This is a genomic window from Mariniluteicoccus endophyticus (assembly GCF_054780035.1).
Window position 1 is genome coordinate 71,219 of record NZ_BAAGXC010000002.1, and the last position, 21,133, is coordinate 92,351.

Consider the following 21,133-nt stretch of genomic DNA (forward strand, 5'->3'; position numbering starts at 1 on the left):
CGGAATCGAAACTAGCGCACGGTTATGGTTCGGCAATGATCAAGTATCTCGGGTCGAAGCGGGTCCTGGCGCCCGTCCTCGGGGACCTGGTCGACCGGGCCGGTGCCACGACGGCACTCGACCTGTTCACGGGCACCACGCGCGTGGCCCAGGAGTTCTGCCGCCGTGGCGCCTTCGTGTACGCCAACGACCTCGCTTCCTACTCCGAGGCGTTCGCCCGCACCTACGTCGAGCTCGACGCCGACGCCGTCGACACCGCCGAGATCGCCGACGCGATCGCGCGGCTCGAGGCGCTGCCCGACCACCGCGGCTACGTGACGCGCACGTTCTGCGAGCGGTCGCGCTACTTCCAGCCCCACAACGGCGTACGCATCGACGCGATCCGCGCCGGCATCGAGGACTGGTACGCGGGGACGTGGCTCCACCCCGTGCTGCTGACGAGCCTCGTAGAGGCCGCCGACCGCGTCGACTCGACGGTCGGGCTGCAGATGGCCTACCTGAAGCATTGGTCGCGCCGCTCTTACGGGCGGCTGTCGCTGCGCGTCCCGGAGCTGGTTCCCGGCACGGGGCGTGCGATCCGTCACGACGCGCTCGTCGCGGCCGGGTCGGTGGAAGTGGACCTGGCCTATCTCGACCCGCCGTACAACCAGCACCGCTACTTCACGAACTACCACGTGTGGGAGACGCTCGTGCGCGGCGACGAGCCCAACCACTACGGCGTGGCCTGCAAGCGTGCGGACGCGCAGGAGGCGGCGCTGAAGAGCCCGTGGAACAGCCGCGTACGCATGGCCCAGGTGTTCGCCGACACCCTGGCGACGTTGCGGGCCCGCACCGTCGTCGTGTCGTTCTCCGACGAGGGTTTCCTGCCGCTGGACTACCTGCTGGAGATCTGCGGCGAGCGCGGGCCGGTGGAGGTCCACGCCTTCGAGGGGCGGCGCTACATCGGCGCACGCCTGGGCGTCCACGGGCCGGACGGCACGAAGGTCGGCGAGGTGTCCCACCTGAAGAACACCGAGTACGTCGTGGTCTGCGGCGAGGCCGTCGAGAGGTCGGCCGGCGACCCCGCAGCCATCATGGAGGCCGAGTCAGCCTAGCCGCGGCGCATCGACCTCATCGCGGTGTCGATCTTCGCCCGGGTCTCGGCGTCGTCGTCCGGGACGAACGTGTTGACCATGGTGTAGCCGGTGCCCAGTCCGGAGTCCACCACCGCGACCATCATGTCGATCTTCTGCGACGCCCCGTGGACGCCGACGGACACGTTCGCCCGCCAGGCAGGCATGCCCCCGATGGTGGTTTGCTCGACCGCGCCGAGCGTCGGCCAGTCGTAGCCGCCGTCGGCGCCCAGGCCGTAGCGCTGGATGCACTCGTAGGCCTGCGACACCGCCAGCTTCGGGTCTGTGAACCCGTTCTTCCGGCTCATGCCGCCGATGGCGATGCCGGCGCCGAGCGAACCGTTGTTGTAGCGCTTGACGTCGCCGTAGGCAGTCATCTCGTCGAGCCAGGGGAACATCTCCGAAGAGAACGACCAGGTCCATCCGGGCACGGCGTCGTACTGGATCCCGGCGGCGGCGCGTGTCGGTGAGGTTCCACGCTGGTTCTGGCCCGCCCCGGCCGAGCAATTCAGCTGGGTCCCCGCGGGGGTGTCTGGACCCGTGCCGGCGGAGGGCCGGGGCGACGGGCGGGTGGTGGTGGTCGCCGGCGGGGGCGAGGTCGGCTCCGGGTCCTCCTTGTTGACCAGGCCGTACGCGAGGGCCACGACCAGCGGCAGGGACATGGTGAGGCCACCGACGACCCACGGCCAGGGCGAACGCCTGGTCGCCGCGCCGGCCGGGGCCGCGGAGGCCGCCGCCGGTGTGCTCGGGGGCGGCGGGGGAGTCCGCGGATCGGTGGTGGTCTGCTGGGACCATGCCTGGCCGTCCCAGTAGCGGAACGTCTGGGGATGCCCGCTCGGGTCGGGATACCAGCCGGGGAGCGCCATGTGCACCTCTCTTTTCGGTCAACGCTTGCAGACAGTAGGAGGCGTCCGGATGCCCCCGGGGTTCCCTGATCAGCGGAACAGGGCGATCCGACCCGGCATGGTCACCGCGTAGTAGCCGGGGATCTCGGGCGGCCGCTCCGCGCGCGGGATCTGGGTGGCGGCCGACACGACCCCGGCGATCGTGAACTGGGCGGGCTCCTCCGCCACGGCGCGCGCCGTGCACGGGCGGTAGTCCCAGGCTGTGGCCTTCGTCTGGCCGATCTGGATCGGGCGCGACGACGCGCAGGCCATCCAGTGGGTCTCGTCGAGCGTCGTCAGCTCGCCACCGAGCAGGTCCGCCATCTGGACGCGGTCGCCCTGCTTGAACACCCACACCTCCGACGGGACCTTCAGCACGGTCCGGTCGGGACCGGTGGCGGTCGCCACCGCCGGCAGCTTGTACGACCACTCACCGGTGCCGCCGGCGGTCGGGAGCCCGGCGTACGTCGTCTGGCCGGCCGCGGGGACGAAGGTACGCGTGTTCTTGTTGGGTCGCGTGTAGGTCAGGTCCCCGGAGCACACGACGCCGCCCGAGCCGGGGCACCAGAGGGACTTGCCGCGTGCGTCCCAGACCGACTCGCCCGTGCCGGTCTCGACGATGACCGACTCGATCTCGGAGACGGGGATGCGCAGGTCGGCGTCGGTGAGGGGTTTCTTGCGCAGCGAGATCGACACGGTGTTGGCGTCGGCGTCGTGGGAGGTCCAGCTCAGCGTCGCCGGCAGCTCGACGTCGGTGCCGAACCACGTCGACAGCGGCTTCTCCCAGCCCTCCGAGCCGGCGCGGCCCAGCACCGTCCTGCCGTCGCGGCGGGCGATGTAGACGCCGTCGCCCAGGTCGGAGACGCGGTCGAGCGGGCCCTGCTTGAGCTGGAACTTCGTGACCTTGCCGCTGACCGGGTCGATGCGTACGGGGACGCGATGGTTGCCCTCGACCTGCTCGGCGCACAGGCCGCCGACGACCTTGCACGTCGTCAGCGCCGTAAGCCCAGGGGTCTCCACCTCGCGCTGCTCGCCGGTGCGGGGGTCGGCCAGCACGAGGGTGACCTTCTGGCCCTGGGTCGGGGCGAAGAAGGCGGTCACCGCGTTGCCCTCGGGCGTCTTGACGACCACCGCGTCCAGCCGCGTCGAGGGCACGGGGGCGCCGGCCCCCGCCGGCCGTCGCCACCGCTCGGCGCCGTTGGTGAGGTCGAGCGCGACGGCCTCGAGGCGTCCGCCCTCCTTGACGTCGAGGGCGACGAGGGTGTCGTCGGTCATCGCCGTGCGGCCGGCGGGCACGATAGGCGCGGTCCACGTGGGGCTGACGTGCTTGATCATGCGGCCCAACGGGGTGTTGGCCTGGTGGTAGAGGTCGGGCAGCGGGTTGGCGACCGGCACGGTGCACGCAGACAGCATCACCGCCGACGCCACGGCGGCTGCCGCGCACGTCCCAGGCCGACCCATCACGCGCGCAACTGTAGCCCGCGTAGGATTCGGCCATGAGCATGAAGCATGCGGAAGATGTCTCGACGGCCCCGCTGGTCGCCCTTGGTCTGCTGGGTGGCTACCTCACCGCCCGCGAGTCCGGCGTACGCCCCCTCGGCGGCGTCGTGCTGGGTGCCTGCGGGGCGTACGCGGGCCGCACGTGGCTGGCCCGGCGCGGTCCCGGCGTCGCCGGCGTGCTGGGCGCGGCCTACCTGGCGGGCTTCGGGTTGTCCCATCCGCTGGCGAAGAAGATCGGTGCCTGGCCGTCGGTGCTGGCCGTGGCCACGGCCAACGCGGCGCTGTCGTACGCGCTGGTGGACCGCGACTGATCGTCGCCCTTTCGTGATCGTGGGAGGGCCCGTCATGACCGGTCCACTGCGTATTTTGGGAAGGTGACCGTCCAGCCCATCGTTCCCCTCCAGCGCCGCCCCCTCGATCTGGGGAGCTCGCTCAGCGGGTCGTTCATCCTGCTCAAGCGCAAGGCGGGCCTGTTCCTCGGCCTGGCCGCGATGCCGATGGCGCTCGGCACCATGGTGTCGATCGCCGCGCTGGTGCCGATCATCATCGGCATCACCCAGTCGATCGCCCAGCAGGAAGTCGTCTGGCCGCTCGTGCTGGGCGGGGTCGGACTGTTCGCCGTCGGCATGCTGGCGGTCAGCCTGTTCCAGATGCGCACGTACGCGATGATGAGCATCGCCACCGAGGAATACGTGTCAGGGCGCGACCCGTTCATGAGCACGCTGTGGTCCCGCTCCAAGGGCTTCGTCGTGCGCTTGCTCGCGCTCGTCCTCTGCGTGTGGCTCGCCGTGATGGTGCTCTACGGCCTTTTGGTGGCGGCGGTCCTCGGGTTCGTCGCCGCGGTGGCCCGCAACGCCCAGGACGAGTCGTCCGTCGCGGCAGCGCTCTCGATGTTGGTCCTCGCCGTCTTCGGCTTCTACGCCGCGTTGTTCGCCCTGCTGTTCCTGATGCCCAAGGTGATCTACACCGTTCCAGCGATGGCGCTCGAGGGCCTCGACGGTTTCGCCGGCGTGAAGCGGGCGTGGTCGGTGACGCGCGGGAACTACTGGCGGACGTTCGGGTGGTACCTGGCGCTCGCCGGCATCCTCTACCTGCTCAACTCGACGATCGCGATCATCGCGAACATGTTCTCGCCGCTCTACCAGCTGCAGGACGAGCAGCAGCTGCAGTCCGACCCCGAGGCCGCGCTGCGGACGGTGATGACCGCCATGGTCCCCATGCTGATCGTGGTGTCCGTGCTGTCGATCGGCCTCAGTCTGGTGTCGGTCCCCCTGCGGCAGATCTACCTCACGCTGATGTTCATGGACCAGCGCGTACGCAACGAGATGATCGTCAACGGAACGATCCCACGCCCCGGAGCCTACGGCCCGGCGTACGCCGCGTACCCCCAGCAGGTGCAGCAGGGATGGCCCCAGCAGCAGCCCCCGCAGGGATGGCCCCAGGGGGCCCCGCAGCAGGTGTGGCCCCAGCAGCCGTCCAACACCTACCAGCCGCAGCGGCAGGAACCCCCCTATGGCCAGCAGGGCTGGCCACAGGGCTGATGGATCTCGTCGTCGCCGCCGGCCCAGGCCTGCCCGGGGGACTGGTCGTGCCGGCAGGTGAGCTCGTCGAACGGTTCGCGCGGGCGTCCGGGCCCGGCGGCCAGGGCGTCAACACCACCGACAGCCGCGTCCAGCTCTCGCTCGACCTGACGACGTGCCCCGGCCTCACCGACGCCCAGCGCGCGGGCATCGTGCGGGCGCTCGGCCCGCGGCTGGTCGACGGCGTCCTCGGCGTCGACGCGACCGAGGAGCGCTCCCAGCACCGCAACCGGCGCCTCGCCCGCGAACGCATGGCCGAGCTCATCAGGGAAGCGGCCGCACCGCCACCGCCCGCGCGGCGTGCGACACGACCCACCCGGGGCTCGGTGCAGCGCCGCCTCGACGCCAAGCGCCGCCGCGCCCAGGTCAAGCGGGACCGGCGGGCCACCGGCGACTGATCGTCAGCGGTGGTCGCGGCGCCCTCGCGGGCGGAGGCGTACGCCGGGGATCTGGCCCTGCAGCGTCACCTCGCCGGTGTCGACCAGCACCGCATGCTCGTGGCGGGCTCGACGGCCAGGTCGACCGCCGCCCCGGGGTCAGCCTGAGCTCGGCGCCGAGATAGCGGGGTGGCCGTGCGGGCCGAGGACCTGGACGTCGCCCATCGTCAGGCAGGGTTGCAGACGACGCCGGTGGCGTGGACCGGGCAGTAGCCGCCCGGGTTCTTCTCCAGGTACTGCTGGTGGTAGTCCTCGGCGTAGTACCACTCACCGGCGGGGACGACCTCGGTCTGGATCTGCTCGAAGCCCTTCTCGGTCAGCGCCTGCTGGAAGGCCTCGGTGGTCGCGCGCGCCGTGTCGGCCTGAGCGTCCGAGGTGGTGAAGATCGCCGAGCGGTACTGCGTGCCACGGTCGTTGCCCTGCCGCATGTACTGCGTCGGGTCGTGGTTCTCGTAGAACACCTTCAGCAGGTCGGCGTAGGTCACCTTCGCCGGGTCGAAGACCACGCGCACGGTCTCGGTGTGGCCTGTCTGGGCCGAGCAGACCTCCTCGTACGTCGGGTTCGGCGTGTAGCCGCCCATGTAGCCCGCGGCGGTGGAGCGTACGCCGGGGACGTTCCAGAACAGCTTCTCCACGCCCCAGAAGCAGCCGGCGGCGAGGTAGGCGACCTGGTGTCCGTCCGGCACCGGGTGGATCGGGTTGCCGAGGACGGCGTGGAAGCCGGGCTCGGGCAGGACCGGGTCGGGCCGCCCGGGCAGCGCCTCGGTGGGCGAGACCATCTGCTGCTTGTAGAGGTTGAACATGTTGCCCAGTATGCCGCGCCGACCCCAACAGCCTCGGCGTGTGTCACAGTGAGCAGGTGATCGACGAGGTACGGCGCGTGCGCGACCTGCTGGTGCTGGGCGACCTGGTCGTGGCCTGCGACTCGATCGGCGGGATCGGTCCGCTGCCCGGCGACACGGTCTCCGCCGACGCGACCACCGTCGGACACTTCGCGCTGCGCGTCCCGCTGATGGAGGTGCTGTGCGCCGGCGCCGACCCGGTGGCCGTCGTCGACGCGCTGTCCCTCCCGCTGGCCGGTGCGGGCGAGGAGATCGTCGCCGAGGTGAGGCGGCTCGCGGCCGAGGCCGGGGTGCCGCCCGAGGCGGTGACCGGCTCGACCGAGGAGAACGTCCCCGTCACGGCGACGGGTATCGGGGTGACGGTCCTGGGCCGGCTTCGAGGCGCCCCGACGACGGCCCGTCCCGGTGATGCCGTCGTCTGCCTGGGACTGCCGTTGTCCGCGCCCCGCGACACCCTCCACCCGGGCCATCCGGGCCAGGTGACGGTGGCCGACGTACGCGCCGTCCTCGCCACCGGGCTCGTCCACGACGCGTTGCCCGTGGGGTCGCGGGGTGTGGCGTACGAGCTCGGCGAACTGGCCCGCACGGCTGGGCTGCGCGTCGAGCCGGTCGGGTCCGACGTGTCGCCCACCGACTCCGGTGGCCCGGCGTCCTGCGTGCTGGTGGCCTGCGCGGCCGACGACCTGGATGCCCTCCGCGCGGCGACGGTGGGCGATCCGCCCTTCGCCGTGGTCGCGCGGCTGGTGGGATGAGTCAGTTGGCGAGGCAGAGGCCGCCGAGTGCAACCCACGGGATGGCGACGTGGGCGCCGTACACCGAGATGACCGGGGCCGGCCCATGATCTTGAGGAGCGTCCACATGGTCACGGGTCGGTGATGACGCCCGGGTCAGGTCGGGTCAGTCGTCGCGGCCGCGGAACCACGAACGGAGCTTCTCGCGGTGGAGGGCCGCCACCGCCTCCAGCGGGATACCCGCGGGGCAGACCTCGACGCACTCGCCATAGCTGCCGCACGGACCAAACTCGCGGTCGACGACGTCGAGCACCTTCTTCGCCCGGCGGCTGCGCTCGCTGCGCCCCTGTGGAACAAGCCCCAGGTGGGCGAGCTTGGCGCCGGCGAACAGGTGGGCGGCGCCGTTGGGGCAGGCTGCTACGCACGCCCCGCAGCCGATGCAGGCCGCGAAATCGAGGGCCAGCTCGGCCTTCTCGTGGCTGAGCGGCATCGCGTCGGCGTCCGGTGCGGTGCCCGCGTCGACGGCGACGTGGCCGCCAGCCCGGATCACGTCGTCGAGGGCCGTCCGGTCGACCACGAGGTCGCGGACGACGGGGAACGACGCAGCACGCAGCGGCTCGATCCGGAGCCTCACCTTCCCGCCGAAGGCGCGCAGGTGCTGCCGACAGCTCGGCGTGTTCGGCACCGGCCCGTGGGGGCGCCCGTCCACGGTCACGCCGCAGGCGCCGCAGATGCCCTCGCGGCAGTCCGACTCGAACGCCACGGGCTCACCCCCGTCGGCGACGATCAGGTCGTTGAGCCGGTCGAGCAGCTCCAGCAGCGACATCTCGTCGGTCGCATCGGGGACGGTGTGGGTCTCCCAGCGACCGGGCGAGCCGGGGCCGTCCTGGCGCCAGATCTCGAGCTCGACGGCGTATGCGTTCTTCGTTGCGTTCGTGACGGCTGTCATCGGTAGTCCCTCACCTGAAGCGGTACGCGCTCGAAGTCGAGGCGCTCGGCGCGGCGTACCTCGCGGCCGTCGTGGCGCTCCCACGCCGAGACGAAGCGCCAGCGGTCGTCGTCGCGCAGCGCCTCGCCGCCCGGCGTCTGGAACTCCTCGCGGAAGTGCGCGCCGCACGACTCGGTGCGGTCGAGCGCGTCGATGCACATCAGCTCCGCCAGGTCGAGGAAGTCGGCGACACGGCCGGCCGTCTCGAGCTCCTGGTTGAGCCGGTCACCGGTGCCGGGCACGCGCAGGTCTCCCCAGAACTCGTCGCGCAGCGCGGCGACCCGGCCCAGCGCCTCGACGAGCCCGTCGGCGTCCCGCGAGACGCCGCAGCCGTCGTAGAGGATGTCGCCCAGCCGGCGGTGGAATGCCGCGGCCCGCGTACGCCCGCCCACGCCCAGCAGTCGGGAGATCTTTTCTCCCGTCTGGCCGACGGCGTCGCGCACGGGTGCGGAGCCCTCGTCGAGCAGCGGGGTGCCGAGCAGGCCAGCGAGGTAGTCGGGGACCGCGTACGGGATGGTGAACCAGCCGTCGACGCAGGCCGACAGCAGCGAGTTCGCGCCCAGCCGGTTGGCGCCGTGGTAGCCCGAGCCCGCCTCCCCGGCGACGAACAGGCCGGGGATGGTCGTCATCAGGTTGAAGTCGGCCCACAGGCCGCCCATCGAGAAGTGGGCCCCCGGCGCGATGCGCATCGGCTCGACGTACGGGTCCTCACCCGTCACGTCGTGGTACATCGAGAACAGGTTGCCGTAGCGCTCGGCGATGACCCCCTTGCCGAGGCGTCCGATGGCGTCGGCGAAGTCGAGGTAGACCGAGTTCTTGAGCGGGCCGACGCCGCGGCCGGCGACGATCTCGGTTCGGGCCGCGCGCGAGGCGATGTCGCGCGGGGTGAGGTTGCCGTACGCGGGGTAGCGCCGCTCCAGGTAGTAATCGCGCTCGGTCTCAGGGATGTCGTTCGCCCGGCGGTGGTCGTCGGCCGCCGCGGGCACCCAGATGCGCCCATCGTTGCGCAGCGACTCGCTCATCAGGGTCGTCTTCGACTGCCACGGCGAGTCGACCGGCAGGGCGGTGGGGTGGAACTGCACGAACGAAGGCGAGGCCAGCGCGGCGCCGCGCTCGTGGGCCCGCCAGATCGCCGACGCGTTGGAGTTCTTCGCGAGCGTCGAGAAGTAGTAGACCGACCCGTAGCCGCCGGTCGCGAGCACGACGGCGTGGCCGGCGTACGCCTTGACCTGGCCGGTGACGAGGTCGCGCGCGACGATGCCCTGGGCGCGGCCGTCGTGGACGATCAGGTCGAGCATCTCGTGGCGGGTGTGGAGCCGCGCGGTGCCGCGGTCGACCTGGCGCTGCAGGGCCTGCGCGCCGGCGACCTGAAGCTGCTGGCCCGTCTGGCCGCGCGTGTAGTAGGTCCGCGAGACCTGGACGCCGCCGAAAGAGCGGGTGGCGAGCGAGCCGCCGTATTCGCGGGCGAACGGCGCGCCGAGCGCGTTCATGTGGTCGATCACACCCACCGACGCGTGCGCCAGACGAAACACGTCGGCCTCGCGGGCCCGGAAGTCGCCACCCTTGACGGTGTCCTTCACGAACCGGTCGACGGAGTCGCCGTCGACCTTGCGGGCGCGGGCGGAGTTGATGCCACCCTGGGCGGCGACCGAGTGGGCACGTCGCGGCGCGTCGTGGAATGTGAACACCTCGACGTCGAAGCCCAGCTCGGCCAGCGAGGCGGCGGCGCCGGAGCCAGCCAGGCCGGTGCCCACGACGATGACGGTGAACTTACGCCGGTTCAGCGGGGAGACCAGTCGGTGGTGGAGGCGCTGGACGTCCCACGCCTCGGCGGGGTCCCCATCGGGTACGCCGGGGTCGAGGTCGGCGCCGAACGTGCGCAGGCCCTCTAGCGGGTCTGCGGGGGCGTCGACGGTGCCGGCGAAGCGACGTGCGGGCGCGGCCTGCTCGGTCATCTCAGGACCCCCAGCCAGACGGCGACCGGCAGGCTCATGTTGCCGAGCGCGACGAGGAGAGCCACGGTGTGGCCAAGGGCGATCCAGACGGTGCGGGTGCGCCGGCCCGTGACGCCGAGGTCCTGCGCCGCCGTCCACAGGCCGTGGGCCAGGTGGGTGGAGAGCACGAGCATCGTCACCAGGTAGACCCCGCCCGACCACGGCCGGGCCAAGCTTGCGACGAGGTTCTGGTACGCGTACGACGAGTCACGCGTGGCGCCGCGGAAGCCGTCCGCCGCCGCCCCCGGGGTGCCGAGGGTGAGGTCGAGGAGGTGGAAGACGAGGAATCCGAGGATGACCAGCCCCGAGACGAGCATGGTCCGGGCGGGCAGCCGCTTGGCGCCGAGCCCGCCGCGGCGGTGGCGTCCACGGAAGCGCCTGCCGCGGACGAACAGAAGGATGCCCGCGCCGACGTGGAGGACCAGACAGGTCAGCAGCACGACGCGGAGGATCCACAACAGCCCCTCGTAGGGGAGCAGGGGGTGGAACGCATGGCGCAGCCAGTGGGCGTACGCGTTGAAGTCATCGGGGCCGAAGTAGGCCTTCAGGTTGCCGACCATGTGCACGAGCACGAAGGCTGAGAAGATCGCGCCGGTCACGGCCATGGTGAGCTTGCAGGCGAACGTCGAGGGCCTCCGGGTCCGCGCCACGGTCGTCGTGCGGGCTGGTGCCCCGGCGGTTGTGGTCACGTCCTCACCTCTGGTCAGATTGTAGAACAATCCGTCTTCGTGGGAGGCGGCGGGTCACCTCTCGATGCGCCAGTCGATCGGGTCGGCGCCCTGTCGTTCGAGGAGCTCGTTGACCTGCGAGAAGGGGCGCGAACCGAAGAACCCGTTGTGGGCCGACAGTGGCGACGGGTGGGGCGACTTCACGTGAGGCATCCCGCCGAGCATCGGGATGAGCGACTGGGCGTCGCGGCCCCACAGGATCGCCACGAGGGGTCCGCGCCGCTCGACCAGTGCCTCGATCGCGCGTCGGGTGACGGCCTCCCAGCCCTTGCCGCGGTGGGACGCGGACTTCCCGGGCTGGACGGTCAGGCAGCGGTTGAGCAGCAGTACGCCCTGCTCGAACCACGGGGTGAGGTCGCCGGTGGCCGCGGGAGGGATGCCGAGGTCGGCCTCCATCTCCTTGTAGATGTTGACCAGCGACTTGGGCAGCGGACGGACGTCGCCGGCCACGGAGAACGACAGCCCTACGGGGTGGCCGGGGGTGGGGTAGGGGTCTTGGCCGACGATGAGCACGCGTACGTCGGCCAGCGGCAGGCGGAAGGCTCGCAGCACGTTATCCCCGCTGGGCAGGTAGCCGCGCCCTGCGGCGATCTCGGCGCGCAGGAACTCGCCCATCGCGCGGATCTGCGGCTCGACCGGGGCCAGCGCCTCGGCCCAGTCGGGGGCCACGAGCTCGTCGAGCGGCCTCTTCATGCGGACGCCTTCGCCGGATCGGTGGGGTCGTCGTCGTCCGACGGTACGCCACTGGGCATGCGCAGCGCGTACGCCGCCGACAGCAGCAGGATGGCTGCACCGACCGCGAACGCCACGTTCATCGACACGTGGTCGGCGAGGAACCCGGCCGCGACCGGGCCGATGATCGCGCCCAGGTCGCTCGACATGGAGAACACGGCGATCGGCGTGCCGCCGCGGCCGCGGGTGACGTCGCCGACGGCGGCGGTCGGGGCCGTGCCGAGCATGGCCGCGGCCAGGCCGAACATCGCCAGCAGGGCCATCAGCACCCAGATGTTCGGGGCGAACGGGATGCCCAGCATGGCCAAGCCGCCAATCGTGCCCGCGGCCACCATCGCCGGGCGGCGGCCGACGGTGTCGACGAACCGGCCGGCGGGGCTGAGCGCGATGGTCTGGACGACCGCGGCGACGGCGAACGAGATGCCCGTCCAGGAGGCGTCGCGGTGGAGCACCTCGACGACCAGCGTCGGAGTCAGGGAGTTGCGGATGCCGAAGGCGTTCCAACCCTGGCCGACGGCGCTGAGGCAGGCGGCCTGGAACCGGACGTCGCGGGCGGCCTCACCGATCGGCATGGATGCCCGGCCGGCGCGGTCGTCGCGGGAGACGCGACCCTGCGTACGCAGCAGGGCGAGACCCACGCATCCGGCGACCGCGAGGGTGATCGCGTAGAAGTGGAACGGCGCGGTCACCGACACCTTCGAGACCAGGCCCCCCAGCGCCGGGCCGAGCATGCCGCCGAGCAGGAACCCGCCCTGGAAGAAACCGGAGGCCCGCCCGCGCATGCGGGGCTCGACCGCCGCCATCAGGACAGCCATGGCCGACACGGTGAACATCGCCGAGCCGACGCCGCCCAGGCCGCGGAAGACCAGGAGCTGCCAGAAGGTCTGGCTGAACGCGGCCAGCGACGACGTCGCGGCGACGATGAACACGCCGATCGCGAGCGTCACCTTGCCGCCCAGCAGGTCGCCGATCCGTCCGCAGAACGGGCTGGTGACCAGGCGCATCAGCGCGAACGCCGACACGACCAGGCCGACGGAGGTGTTGTCGACCTGGAACGACTTCGCGAACACCGGCAGCACGGGGATCAGGACGCCGAAGCCGACGGCCACGCAGAACGCGATCAAGCCGAGGACGACGACGTCCCGGGGAAGCGTCGTACGCGCACGCACGAACTGCTTCACCCGGGACGTCACGACGAGCAGGTTAGCCGGTTTTCCGCCGATCAGATCCCGCGTCGACCGGTGACGAGCTCGGCGCTCGTGTCGACCATGTACGCCGTGGTCAGGTCGGCCCCCGCCGAGTGGAGCTTGTCGACGTCGACGGCCTCGAAGGAGTGCAGGCGGGGCGGCTCCATCTCGGTCAGCACCTGCCGGCTCTCGCGCTCTGCGGCGAGCACCGCGATCTCCTTGCGGAGGTCGTCGCTGAGCACGCCACCGGGCCGCGCCGCGCTCCGGGCGACCTCCGCCGCGTACTCCTCGGCACGGGCGGCCTCGGCCTGGTCCTCGGTGGTGAGCATGCGGGCCGTGTGCGTCAGGAGCCCGATGCCGCGGTCGAGGTCGCCCCCGCCGAGGTCGGCGACGGCCTTGCGCAGCAGAGGACGGTCCTCGTCCGCGGCCTCTTCGGCGAGCAGTGCGAGCTGGAGGCCGAGGATGCGCTCCCGCGTACGCGTGTGGCCGGCCGCCAAGCCGAGCTGGGGGACGATCTCGTCGGAGGAGTGCGACGACTGGCCCATGGTGTCCATGAGCTCGCGGCCGGCCTCCTCGCCTGAGCTGATGGTGTTGCGCAGCGGGACCGCCTTGATGAACAGCGTGGCCAGGGCGGCCAGCGCGGCGAGCGGAAGACCGATGACGAAGACGTTGTGCAGCGACTCGGCCAGACCCATGCGGATCGCGTCGGCCAGGGGCTTCGGCAGCTTGGCCAGCGCCGCCGGGTCGAGCACGGAGCCGGCGTTCATCTGCTGGCCGCCCCTGCCCATCTGCTGGGCCATCTCGGGCGGCAGGTGTCTGGCGATCGCGCCGGGCATGGAGGACGTCATCACCGTGCCGTAGATGGCGATGCCGACCGTCGAGCCCACGTTGCGGAAGAACTGGTTGGTGGCGGTGGCCACGCCCAGATCGGAGCGGCGGGCGTTGTTCTGGATCATCAGCGTGTACTGCTGCATGCACCCACCCAGGCCCACGCCGAGCACGGCCATGGCGAAGGTGAGCTCGGCGTTGGACGAACCGAAGTGGAGGCGCGTCAGCAGCCAGTAGCCCACACCGGTGAGGATCACGCCGGCGACGGTGAGCTCCTTGTAGCGGCCGGTCTTGCTGATGAACCAGCCCCCGATCATGCCGACGACGATCAGGCCGAGCATCAGCGGGAGCAGGATCAGTCCGGAGTTGGTGGCGTTCACGCCGAGCACGCCCTGGGCGTAGACGGGGATGTAGATGATCGCGCCGAACATCATGATGGCGATGAGGAAGCTGGCGAGGTTCGACAGCGTGAAGATCGAGCTGCGGAACAGGCGCAGCGGGATGACCGGCTCCTCGGCGCGGGTCTCCAGAAACAGGAACATCAGCAGGAAGATCGTGCCCACCGAGTACAGCGTGATGATCTGCCAGGAGCCCCACGCATAGCTGGTGCCGCCGAACGACGTGGCGAGCAGGATGCAGACGAGCGAGACCGCCATGGTCACGATGCCGGCGAAGTCGATCTTCGCCTCCCTGCGCTCGGACTCGAGGTGGAGGAAGCGGGCGATGACGAACAGGGCGATGATGCCGACGGGCAAGGAGACGAAGAACAGCCAGCGCCAGCCCCAGTGGTCGGTGATGAAGCCGCCGGCGAGCGGCCCCGCGATCGAGGTGAACCCGAAGACCGAGCCCATGATCCCCTGGTACTTGCCGCGGGCGCGCGGCGGGATGATGTCGCCGATGATCGTCTGGGACAGCGGCATGAGGGTGCCCATGCCGAGGCCCTGGACGGCGCGGCCGGCCACGAGCATCCAGAACGAGCCGGACAGGCCGCAGATGATCGAGCCGATCATGAAGACGACGAGCCCGCCCAAGTAGAAGGCCCGGCGCCCGTAGAGGTCGGACAGCTTGCCGACGATCGGCACCGAGACGGCGGACACGAGCATCGCGGCGGTCGCGAGCCAGGAGTAGTGCTCCATGCCGCCGAGCTCGGCGACGATGCGTGGCATGGCCGGGCCGACGATGGTCTGGGAGATCGACGCGACGAGCATGCCGAGCATCAGGCCGAAGAAGACGCGCCTGGAGGCGGGGGACAGTGTGAACTCGGGTTCCGCCGCTGCGGCGGTGGGGGACTGGGCGCTCATTGGTTCTTCCTGGTGTTGTTCGGCGGCGTTCCCAGCTCGTCGGCGAGGCGGCTGAGGAGGTCGGTCATGGTCAACACGTCGTCGGGCGACCAGGCGGAGAGGCGTTCGGTGATGAGGGCGCGGCGCTCATTGCGTGCCTCGGCGAGGGCGCGGGCCCCTTCGGGTGAGATGGCGAGCAGCGTGGCGCGCCGGTCGTCGAGATCAGGCGTACGCGCCACCCAGCCTGTGGTCTCGAGAGTCCGCGCGTGGCGGGAGATGGTCGAGTTGTCGAGGTCGCAGGCCACGGCGAGGTCGGTCAACCGCATCGGGCCCTGGTTCTCGAGGACGTGGAGCAGCCAGTAGCCGCCCCCGTCCATGGGGCCACGGAGAGTCCGCTTGGCGGCCCGACCGATGAGCACGAGGGCGCGCAGCAGGCGGTCGGCCTCGTCTTCAGTGGATGTTTGCATGATGCAAGCATATTGATGTTGCGTGCATCATGCAAATGATTACTGACCGGCTGGGCGGTGATGGACTGGATCTCCGTGACGGCGGGGCCACTGGAACGGCGCGAAGGCTCGGACCGCGCCCTTGGTCGCACAAATCCGGGGTAGGGGATCACCCGGACCCACCTCTGGATCTGGTAATCGCCCCTTCCAATCTGGAAGGGGCGGCCTACTATTCATTACATGAGCAACACCCCGGACATGACGCCGATCCTCGAGGACCTCGCCGCCGGCCGCATCGACGCCGCCGAGGCCAGCCGCCGCATCGAGGCGCTGAAGAGCGCCACCCATGTTTCCGACGACCCCGTACCGCCACGCGCGGCGGAGGAACCGCCGCGTCGGACGGTCCAGGACGGGCCCACCCGCTGGCGGGAGTACGCCCGCGAGACCTTCTCCCGGGTCAGGGAGCAGCACGCGGGAGACCGCCCGACTGAGCCGGCCGACACCAAGGGCTTGGAGAGCGTCTCCATCCGCGCGGTGGGGCGTCGCGTACGCGTCATCGGCGACCCGCGTGTCTCCACGGCTTCGGTGGAGGGCCAGCACGTGCTGCGCCGCACCGGTTCGGTCATGGAGATCACCTCCGAGGGCGAGGTCGGACCGTCGCTCGACGGGTTCAGCATGCTCCGGCCGCCGCGCAGCCTGGAGGACGTACGCAACCTCGGCCTGGGCAAGGAGCTCCTGGTGCGGGTCAACCCGACGCTGCTGGTCGACGTCGAGCTCACCGCGGGCTCGCTGACGACCGAGGGCGTACGCCGCCTCGGCAAGGTGCGCGTGACTGCCGGTGGCGCGAAGATCACCGACTTCGCCGAGGCTCACGACGTGCTCGTGCAGGCCGGTCAGGCCACGTTGACGGGCACCGTGACGACAGGCCGTTCGCGCGTGCGTTGCGAGTCCGGCTCGCTCGCGGTCAACCTGGGGAAGGACTCCAACGTGGCGGTGCGTGCCGAGGCCCAGCTCGGTCGAGTTGCCTGGGCCGGTCAGCACAGCGGTGCGGGCGACGAGGTCGTCATGGGCAACGGGTCGGCACGTCTGGACGTGGGGGTCGTCATGGGCCACGCCACCGTCAAGGTCGGTGAGGAGCCGGCAGCCGCCACGGCCGCCACCGACGAAGGAGAGAAGCGATGACCACCGAGACCCACCGCGCCCCGCACGACTGCCCCGTCTGCGGCGACCGTCTGTCCATCACCCGCTTGGGGTGTGGCACGTGCGGCTCCGAGATCGGGGGCGTGTTCGCGACCTGCGAGTTCTGCGCCCTAAACGCCGACGAGATGGAGACCCTGAAGGTCTTCCTCGCGTCCCGCGGCAACCTGCGCGAGGTCGAGAAGCACCTGGGGGTGTCCTACCCGACGGCGCGCCTGCGCCTGACCCAGCTGCTGATGAAGCTCGGCCTGTCGGGCGAGTCGGGGGAGGCCGTGGACGTGGGGGGTGACGAGCCCGCCGACGAGGGCATCGCCTCCTCGGCGGGATCCCCCGATCCGACCCCCAGCCGCGACGACATCCTCGCCGCCGTGGCCTCTGGCTCGATGAGCCCGGCGGAGGCCCAGCGCCTCCTCGCCCAGATCTGAGGAGAGACGCAGGACTCCTCGTCTCGCCCGCGGGCCGGCCTCGCTCGGAGAGTGGGAAGGGACAGGCGGCCTCCTGACGAGGGTCAGGTGAGCACGCGGGAATGCGCCGGTCACCGGCACGCGGGCGCGAGCCGGAAAACAAGCGAGCCGCCCCGGTGTCCGGGGCGGCTCGCCTGCATGGCGGAAATCGAGCGTCAGCCTCGGAAGGGTTCGACCTTCACGATGGTCACGGACTGGGACTTGCCGTTGGGCAGCTCGTACTCGGCCTCGTCGCCGACCTTCTTGCCGGTGATCGCGGAACCGAGCGGCGACTGCGGGGAGTAGACGTTGAGGTCATCGGCGGCGTCGTCGAGCCCGAGGACCTCGCGGGAGCCGAGGAGGAACGTGTCGGTGTCGTCCTCGTCGCCGTCGAAGGCGATGGTGACCTTGGTGCCGGGCACGACCTCGTCGGTGGACGTGGGGGCCTCGCCGACTTCGGCGCGGCGGAGCATCTGCTGGAGCTGCGCGATGCGCGCCTCCATCTTGCCCTGTTCCTCGCGGGCGGCGTGGTATCCGCCGTTCTCTCGGAGGTCGCCCTCCTCGCGCGCGGCCGCGATGCGGTCGGCGATCTCGGTACGGCCCTCGCCCTCGAGATGTGCGAGCTCCTCGGAGAGCTTGTCGTACGCCTCTTGGGTGAGCCAGACGGTGTCAGGTGTGATTTCAGCCATCCCGCGACCCTACCAGCAGACAGGACGTGAGGGGCCCCTGCTCGCCGGCTGTGCGGCGGTGCGACATCGGCCCTGGTGCGAATCATCCGCCGCCTGCCAGGCGCGCTCGAACTGCTCAGCGGTGACCTCGTGCTCGGGCTCGTGGTCCATCTGGGACAAGGAGCCGTCGACCAGTCCCGGACCGAGCTTGCCGTTCATGTCGCGGCGCCAGGACTTGGATCAGCGGCAGTGGTCGACGGACGCGGAGACGCCGCGGCGGAAGGTCTTGACGGTTACCCAGCGCTCGTCGGTCCGGCGGTCTGCGGGCCCGATCTTCACGACCGCCTCGCCAACGCGCTCGTAGTCGACGGACTGGACGTAGACGAGGCACTCGCCGGTGGAGGCCGGCGTACGGCGGTCGACCATGAGCTTGACGCGGGTCTCGCTGTTGGAGACCACCTGGAAACCGGAGACGAAGCCCTCCATGTTGGGGTTTGCCTTGCCGATGGCGAGCCACACCCAGTAGCCGAGCAGGGAGCCGATGCAGGCCACCAGAAGGGGGACGAGCCAGGGGCGGCGCCGGCGCCGGTATCGCTCGGCGACACGGCGTTCGTCCTCGGGTGTGGTCGCAGTCATCTGTTCCATCCTAGGCCGCGTCCTCGCGTGGTCGCGGGCGCGGTGATGTTATCGCGCGCAGTAGAGTGTCCGCGGCCACCCGGAGAGAGGAGCCCCATGAGCGACCTTCGCCTGCTGCACGTCCACGCCCACCCCGACGACGAGTCGAGCAAGGGCGCGGCGTCGACCGCCCGCTACGTCTCGGAGGGCGTACGCGTGATGGTGGCGACGTGCACGGGCGGTGAGCGTGGCTCGATCCTGAACCCGGCAATGGACCGGGAGGACATCGTGGCCGACCTGACGGCGGTGCGGCGTGCGGAGATGGATGCCGCGGGCGAGATCTTGGGCGTGGAGCAGGTGTGGCTCGGCTTCGTCGACTCGGGGCTGCCGGAGGGCGATCCGCTGCCGCCGCTGCCGGAGGGCTGCTTCGCGCTGCAGGACGTCGACGAGGCGGCGGGCGCGCTGGTGAAGGTGATCCGTGAGTTCCGCCCGCAGGTGATGACGACCTACGACGAGAACGGCGGCTACCCGCACCCCGATCACATCCAGTGCCACAACATCTCGATGGCGGCGATCACGGCTGCGTCCGACCCGGACGCGTGGCCGGAGCACGGTGAGCCGTGGGAGGTGTCGAAGGTCTACTACCACTCGAGCTTCAACAAGGCGCGTACGCAGGCCCTGCACGACGCGATGCTGGCGGCCGGCCACGAGTCGCCGTACGCGGAGCGTCTGGCGAACTGGGACAAGACGCCGGGCGTGCCCGCGCACCGGATGACGACCCGCGTGCCGTGCGCCGAGTTCTTCCACACGCGCAACCGGGCGCTCGTGGCGCACGCGACGCAGGTGGACCCGAACGGGGCGTGGTTCGCGGTGCCGCTCGACATCGAGCAGGAGGTCTGGCCGACGGAGGACTTCGAGCTGGTCGTCGACCGGGTGGGCGTGGTGACGCCCGAGGACGACCTGTTCGCCGGGCTTCGGTGAGGGCCTGTCAATCGGTGGAGGCCTGTCAATCGGTGAAGGTCGGACGAGAGGCGTAGGGTGCGATCATGACCATCTTCGACGTCGATCCCAAGGACGTGAACAGCGGTTGGATGCCGCTCGCGCTGACCGTGCTGCTCGGCGTCATCATCTTCCTGCTGTTCTGGAGCATGCGCAGGCAGATGAGGCGCATCGACATCCCCGAGGAAGGGGCCTCGACGGGCCGCGCCGACGACACCAGCGAGCCTTCGCAGGAGAAGCTCGACCGCTGAACGGCCCCCTTCCAGGCGCGCACGGATTCTGCCGGCCCCGCCGCGTCTGTGGAAATGCGCCTCTGGGCGTCTGTGTGGTGCATCATCTCCCGGTGACCGATTCGCTGGATCCCGCCGACCTCGAGGCTGCGCTGCGTGTGCTGCGCACCGCCCACGAGCTCCCGGAGGGCCACCCGGACCTGGTGGCGGTGCAGCGGGCGGCGCACACGTTCGACAAGTCGTTGCGGAAGGTGCGCCGGGCGCGGGCGCGCGAGGAGCGGCGTACGCCGCAGGTCGCCCACGACGAGGCGATCCTGGCCGCCACGGCGACGGGCTCACCGATGCGGATCGACGACGAGACGAAGGGCATCCCGCTGGTCTCGCAGGTGGTGGGGGCGTACGCGGGTGAGCTGATGAAGCCGCGCAACTGCTACATGTGCCACGCGTCGTACACGCTGGTGGACGCGTTCTACCACTGGCTGTGCCCGACGTGTGCGGAGCTGAGCCACCGCAAGCGGCGTCAGCGCACCGACCTCACGGGGAGGCGGGCGCTGCTTACCGGCGGCCGGGCGAAGATCGGCATGTACATCGCGCTGATGCTGCTGCGCGACGGGGCCGACCTGACGATCACGACCCGGTTCCCCCGGGACGCGGCGCGTCGGTTCGCCGAGCTGTCCGACTCGCCCGACTGGATCGACCGGCTGACGATCGTGGGCATCGACCTGCGCGACCCGGCCCAGGTCGTGGCCCTGACCGACGAGGTGGCGTCCCGGGGCCCGTTGGACATACTCATCAACAACGCCGCGCAGACGGTGCGGCGCAGCCCCGGGGCGTACGCGAACCTCGTCGCCGCCGAGGACGAGCCGCTGCCCGAGGGACGGCTGCCGCGGATGGTCACGTTCGACCGCATCTCCGAGGCTCATCCGGCGGCTCTCACCGGTGCGCTGGACCTCCAGCACCGTTCCGTGAGGGAGCGCGAGAGGGACGACTGTTCTCCGAGCGAGCGACAGCGAGACGAGGAGCGCGCCCGCTCGGCCGCGGCGATGACGTCGCTGACGCTGTCGGCGGGTCAGGCGAGCTTGGAGCGGTACGCGGCGGGCACGGCCGTGGACGCGGGGGGTCTGCTGCCGGACACGCAGCGGGTGAACTCGTGGAAGCAGAAGGTCGACGAGGTCGACCCGCTGGAGCTGCTGGAGGTCCAGCTGTGCAACTCGACGGCGCCGTTCATCCTCGTGTCGCGGCTGCGGCCGGCGATGAGGGCGGCGGTCGAGGCGGGCGCGCGGCGGGCGTACGTGGTGAACGTGTCGGCGATGGAGGGGCAGTTCGCGCGGCGCTACAAGGGGCCTGGGCATCCGCACACGAACATGGCGAAGGCCGCGCTGAACATGATGACGCGCACCAGCGCAGGGGAGATGTTCGAGTCGGACAGAATCCTCATGACGGCTGTCGACACGGGGTGGATCACCGACGAGCGGCCTCACCACGAGAAGCTCCGGATCGCCGAGGAGGGGTGGCACGCGCCGCTCGACCTGGTCGACGGTGCGGCGCGCGTGTATGACCCGATCGTGCGCGGTGAGGCGGGCGAGGACCTGTACGGCTGCTTCGTCAAGGACTTCGAGCCGGCCGACTGGTGAGCCGTTCGTTGGTGAGCGCGCCGAATGCTGGGGTGGGCGTGCTGAATCATCCATGACTTGGCCCGTGAGGGCCGACAA

General features: G+C 70.8%; 23 protein-coding genes. 11 read left to right on the top strand and 12 right to left on the bottom strand.

What is annotated here, in order from left to right; all coding sequences use genetic code 11:
• Positions 1-35: 35 nt before the first annotated feature.
• Positions 36-1,094 carry a DNA adenine methylase gene (locus ACYVGD_RS01435; protein WP_460741186.1) on the top strand — a complete coding sequence of 353 codons (1,059 nt, stop codon included), beginning with the start codon at positions 36-38 and terminating at the stop codon, positions 1,092-1,094.
• Here the strand turns inward: ACYVGD_RS01435 and ACYVGD_RS01440 are convergent.
• Together ACYVGD_RS01440 and ACYVGD_RS01445 are read right to left on the bottom strand one after the other, a co-directional pair.
• Positions 1,091-1,978: a DUF2510 domain-containing protein gene (locus ACYVGD_RS01440; RefSeq protein WP_460741187.1), complete on the bottom strand. Its 888-nt coding sequence runs from the start codon at positions 1,976-1,978 to the stop codon at positions 1,091-1,093. The genes ACYVGD_RS01435 and ACYVGD_RS01440 overlap by 4 nt on opposite strands.
• 69 nt (positions 1,979-2,047) lie before the next feature.
• Entirely contained in the window at positions 2,048-3,460 is a 1,413-nt protein-coding gene (locus ACYVGD_RS01445; RefSeq protein ID WP_460741188.1) for a hypothetical protein, read from the bottom strand.
• Between the two features lie 32 nt (positions 3,461-3,492).
• On the opposite strand from ACYVGD_RS01445, the gene ACYVGD_RS01450 reads away from it, so the two are divergent.
• The 4 genes from ACYVGD_RS01450 to ACYVGD_RS01465 all read left to right on the top strand — a co-directional run bounded on the left by ACYVGD_RS01450 (position 3,493) and on the right by ACYVGD_RS01465 (position 5,621).
• Positions 3,493-3,807, top strand: coding sequence for a hypothetical protein (locus tag ACYVGD_RS01450; protein WP_460741189.1), 315 nt, complete (start codon positions 3,493-3,495; stop codon positions 3,805-3,807).
• Positions 3,808-3,870: 63 nt separating this feature from the next.
• Positions 3,871-5,037 (top strand): DUF7847 domain-containing protein, encoded by a 1,167-nt coding sequence (locus ACYVGD_RS01455; RefSeq protein WP_460741190.1) that lies wholly within the window; start codon positions 3,871-3,873, stop codon positions 5,035-5,037.
• Positions 5,037-5,474, top strand: a complete 438-nt coding sequence (gene arfB, locus ACYVGD_RS01460) for an alternative ribosome rescue aminoacyl-tRNA hydrolase ArfB (RefSeq protein WP_460741191.1) — start codon at positions 5,037-5,039, stop codon at positions 5,472-5,474. Before ACYVGD_RS01455 ends, arfB begins: the two co-directional genes overlap by 1 nt.
• A 9-nt stretch (positions 5,475-5,483) precedes the next feature.
• Positions 5,484-5,621 carry a hypothetical protein gene (locus tag ACYVGD_RS01465; RefSeq protein ID WP_460741192.1) on the top strand — a complete coding sequence of 46 codons (138 nt, stop codon included), beginning with the start codon at positions 5,484-5,486 and terminating at the stop codon, positions 5,619-5,621.
• A 59-nt stretch (positions 5,622-5,680) separates the two neighbouring features.
• Here ACYVGD_RS01465 and msrA read toward each other — a convergent pair whose 3' ends face one another.
• Entirely contained in the window at positions 5,681-6,316 is a 636-nt protein-coding gene (gene msrA, locus ACYVGD_RS01470; protein WP_460741193.1) for a peptide-methionine (S)-S-oxide reductase MsrA, read from the bottom strand.
• A gap of 56 nt (positions 6,317-6,372) precedes the next feature.
• On the opposite strand from msrA, the gene ACYVGD_RS01475 reads away from it, so the two are divergent.
• Positions 6,373-7,107 carry an AIR synthase related protein gene (locus ACYVGD_RS01475; protein WP_460741194.1) on the top strand — a complete coding sequence of 245 codons (735 nt, stop codon included), beginning with the start codon at positions 6,373-6,375 and terminating at the stop codon, positions 7,105-7,107.
• A 145-nt stretch (positions 7,108-7,252) separates the two neighbouring features.
• Here the strand turns inward: ACYVGD_RS01475 and ACYVGD_RS01480 are convergent, their stop codons facing one another.
• The 7 genes from ACYVGD_RS01480 to ACYVGD_RS01510 form a co-directional block, all read right to left on the bottom strand.
• Positions 7,253-8,035, bottom strand: a complete 783-nt coding sequence (locus tag ACYVGD_RS01480; protein ID WP_460741195.1) for a succinate dehydrogenase/fumarate reductase iron-sulfur subunit — start codon at positions 8,033-8,035, stop codon at positions 7,253-7,255.
• Positions 8,032-10,029: a fumarate reductase/succinate dehydrogenase flavoprotein subunit gene (locus ACYVGD_RS01485; protein WP_460741196.1), complete on the bottom strand. Its 1,998-nt coding sequence runs from the start codon at positions 10,027-10,029 to the stop codon at positions 8,032-8,034. Before ACYVGD_RS01485 ends, ACYVGD_RS01480 begins: the two co-directional genes overlap by 4 nt.
• Complete coding sequence (locus tag ACYVGD_RS01490; protein WP_460741216.1) at positions 10,026-10,673, bottom strand: succinate dehydrogenase cytochrome b subunit; 648 nt, start codon at positions 10,671-10,673, stop codon at positions 10,026-10,028. Before ACYVGD_RS01490 ends, ACYVGD_RS01485 begins: the two co-directional genes overlap by 4 nt.
• Before the next feature lie 138 nt (positions 10,674-10,811).
• A complete protein-coding gene (locus ACYVGD_RS01495) occupies positions 10,812-11,489 on the bottom strand; it encodes a uracil-DNA glycosylase (RefSeq protein ID WP_460741197.1) in 678 nt (225 codons plus the stop codon).
• Positions 11,486-12,721 carry an MFS transporter gene (locus ACYVGD_RS01500; RefSeq protein WP_460741198.1) on the bottom strand — a complete coding sequence of 412 codons (1,236 nt, stop codon included), beginning with the start codon at positions 12,719-12,721 and terminating at the stop codon, positions 11,486-11,488. The genes ACYVGD_RS01495 and ACYVGD_RS01500 overlap by 4 nt, the downstream gene beginning before the upstream one ends.
• A 29-nt stretch (positions 12,722-12,750) precedes the next feature.
• Positions 12,751-14,844 (bottom strand): MDR family MFS transporter, encoded by a 2,094-nt coding sequence (locus ACYVGD_RS01505; protein ID WP_460741199.1) that lies wholly within the window; start codon positions 14,842-14,844, stop codon positions 12,751-12,753.
• Positions 14,841-15,290 (bottom strand): MarR family winged helix-turn-helix transcriptional regulator, encoded by a 450-nt coding sequence (locus ACYVGD_RS01510; RefSeq protein WP_460741200.1) that lies wholly within the window; start codon positions 15,288-15,290, stop codon positions 14,841-14,843. Before ACYVGD_RS01510 ends, ACYVGD_RS01505 begins: the two co-directional genes overlap by 4 nt.
• 219 nt (positions 15,291-15,509) lie before the next feature.
• Between ACYVGD_RS01510 and ACYVGD_RS01515 the strand changes: the two genes are divergently transcribed.
• Together ACYVGD_RS01515 and ACYVGD_RS01520 are read left to right on the top strand one after the other, a co-directional pair.
• Entirely contained in the window at positions 15,510-16,451 is a 942-nt protein-coding gene (locus ACYVGD_RS01515; RefSeq protein WP_460741201.1) for a hypothetical protein, read from the top strand.
• The gene (locus ACYVGD_RS01520) at positions 16,448-16,891 is read left to right on the top strand and encodes a DUF2089 family protein (RefSeq protein ID WP_460741202.1); all 444 of its coding nucleotides are present in this window, start codon (positions 16,448-16,450) and stop codon (positions 16,889-16,891) included. Before ACYVGD_RS01515 ends, ACYVGD_RS01520 begins: the two co-directional genes overlap by 4 nt.
• A 194-nt stretch (positions 16,892-17,085) precedes the next feature.
• On the opposite strand, the gene greA is transcribed toward ACYVGD_RS01520, so the two are convergent.
• Together greA and ACYVGD_RS01530 are read right to left on the bottom strand one after the other, a co-directional pair.
• The gene (gene greA, locus ACYVGD_RS01525) at positions 17,086-17,598 is read right to left on the bottom strand and encodes a transcription elongation factor GreA (protein ID WP_460741203.1); all 513 of its coding nucleotides are present in this window, start codon (positions 17,596-17,598) and stop codon (positions 17,086-17,088) included.
• 219 nt (positions 17,599-17,817) lie between these two features.
• On the bottom strand, positions 17,818-18,213 hold the full coding sequence (locus ACYVGD_RS01530; RefSeq protein WP_460741204.1) for a DUF4307 domain-containing protein: 396 nt from the start codon (positions 18,211-18,213) through the stop codon (positions 17,818-17,820).
• Between the two features lie 96 nt (positions 18,214-18,309).
• Here ACYVGD_RS01530 and mca point away from each other — a divergent pair, with 96 nt between their 5' ends.
• The 3 genes from mca to ACYVGD_RS01545 all read left to right on the top strand — a co-directional run bounded on the left by mca (position 18,310) and on the right by ACYVGD_RS01545 (position 21,055).
• Complete coding sequence (mca, locus tag ACYVGD_RS01535) at positions 18,310-19,173, top strand: mycothiol conjugate amidase Mca (RefSeq protein ID WP_460741205.1); 864 nt, start codon at positions 18,310-18,312, stop codon at positions 19,171-19,173.
• A 65-nt stretch (positions 19,174-19,238) separates the two neighbouring features.
• On the top strand, positions 19,239-19,442 hold the full coding sequence (locus ACYVGD_RS01540) for a hypothetical protein (RefSeq protein WP_460741206.1): 204 nt from the start codon (positions 19,239-19,241) through the stop codon (positions 19,440-19,442).
• Between the two features lie 92 nt (positions 19,443-19,534).
• Entirely contained in the window at positions 19,535-21,055 is a 1,521-nt protein-coding gene (locus tag ACYVGD_RS01545) for an SDR family NAD(P)-dependent oxidoreductase (protein WP_460741207.1), read from the top strand.
• The last annotated feature ends 78 nt before the right edge of the window (positions 21,056-21,133 follow it).

Bases quoted from the DNA above. Each gene is read 5' to 3' on its own strand.
- arfB (WP_460741191.1), top strand. From the start codon at position 5,037: ATGGATCTCGTCGTCGCCGCCGGCCCAGGCCTGCCCGGGGGACTGGTC.
- ACYVGD_RS01435 (WP_460741186.1), top strand. From the start codon at position 36: ATGATCAAGTATCTCGGGTCGAAGCGGGTCCTGGCGCCCGTCCTCGGG.
- ACYVGD_RS01540 (WP_460741206.1), top strand. From the start codon at position 19,239: ATGACCATCTTCGACGTCGATCCCAAGGACGTGAACAGCGGTTGGATG.
- ACYVGD_RS01520 (WP_460741202.1), top strand. From the start codon at position 16,448: ATGACCACCGAGACCCACCGCGCCCCGCACGACTGCCCCGTCTGCGGC.
- ACYVGD_RS01515 (WP_460741201.1), top strand. From the start codon at position 15,510: ATGAGCAACACCCCGGACATGACGCCGATCCTCGAGGACCTCGCCGCC.
- greA (WP_460741203.1), bottom strand. From the start codon at position 17,598: ATGGCTGAAATCACACCTGACACCGTCTGGCTCACCCAAGAGGCGTAC.
- ACYVGD_RS01485 (WP_460741196.1), bottom strand. From the start codon at position 10,029: ATGACCGAGCAGGCCGCGCCCGCACGTCGCTTCGCCGGCACCGTCGAC.
- ACYVGD_RS01490 (WP_460741216.1), bottom strand. From the start codon at position 10,673: ATGGCCGTGACCGGCGCGATCTTCTCAGCCTTCGTGCTCGTGCACATG.
- mca (WP_460741205.1), top strand. From the start codon at position 18,310: ATGAGCGACCTTCGCCTGCTGCACGTCCACGCCCACCCCGACGACGAG.
- ACYVGD_RS01480 (WP_460741195.1), bottom strand. From the start codon at position 8,035: ATGACAGCCGTCACGAACGCAACGAAGAACGCATACGCCGTCGAGCTC.
- ACYVGD_RS01495 (WP_460741197.1), bottom strand. From the start codon at position 11,489: ATGAAGAGGCCGCTCGACGAGCTCGTGGCCCCCGACTGGGCCGAGGCG.
- ACYVGD_RS01530 (WP_460741204.1), bottom strand. From the start codon at position 18,213: ATGACTGCGACCACACCCGAGGACGAACGCCGTGTCGCCGAGCGATAC.
- msrA (WP_460741193.1), bottom strand. From the start codon at position 6,316: ATGTTCAACCTCTACAAGCAGCAGATGGTCTCGCCCACCGAGGCGCTG.
- ACYVGD_RS01510 (WP_460741200.1), bottom strand. From the start codon at position 15,290: ATGCAAACATCCACTGAAGACGAGGCCGACCGCCTGCTGCGCGCCCTC.
- ACYVGD_RS01440 (WP_460741187.1), bottom strand. From the start codon at position 1,978: ATGGCGCTCCCCGGCTGGTATCCCGACCCGAGCGGGCATCCCCAGACG.
- ACYVGD_RS01450 (WP_460741189.1), top strand. From the start codon at position 3,493: ATGAGCATGAAGCATGCGGAAGATGTCTCGACGGCCCCGCTGGTCGCC.
- ACYVGD_RS01505 (WP_460741199.1), bottom strand. From the start codon at position 14,844: ATGAGCGCCCAGTCCCCCACCGCCGCAGCGGCGGAACCCGAGTTCACA.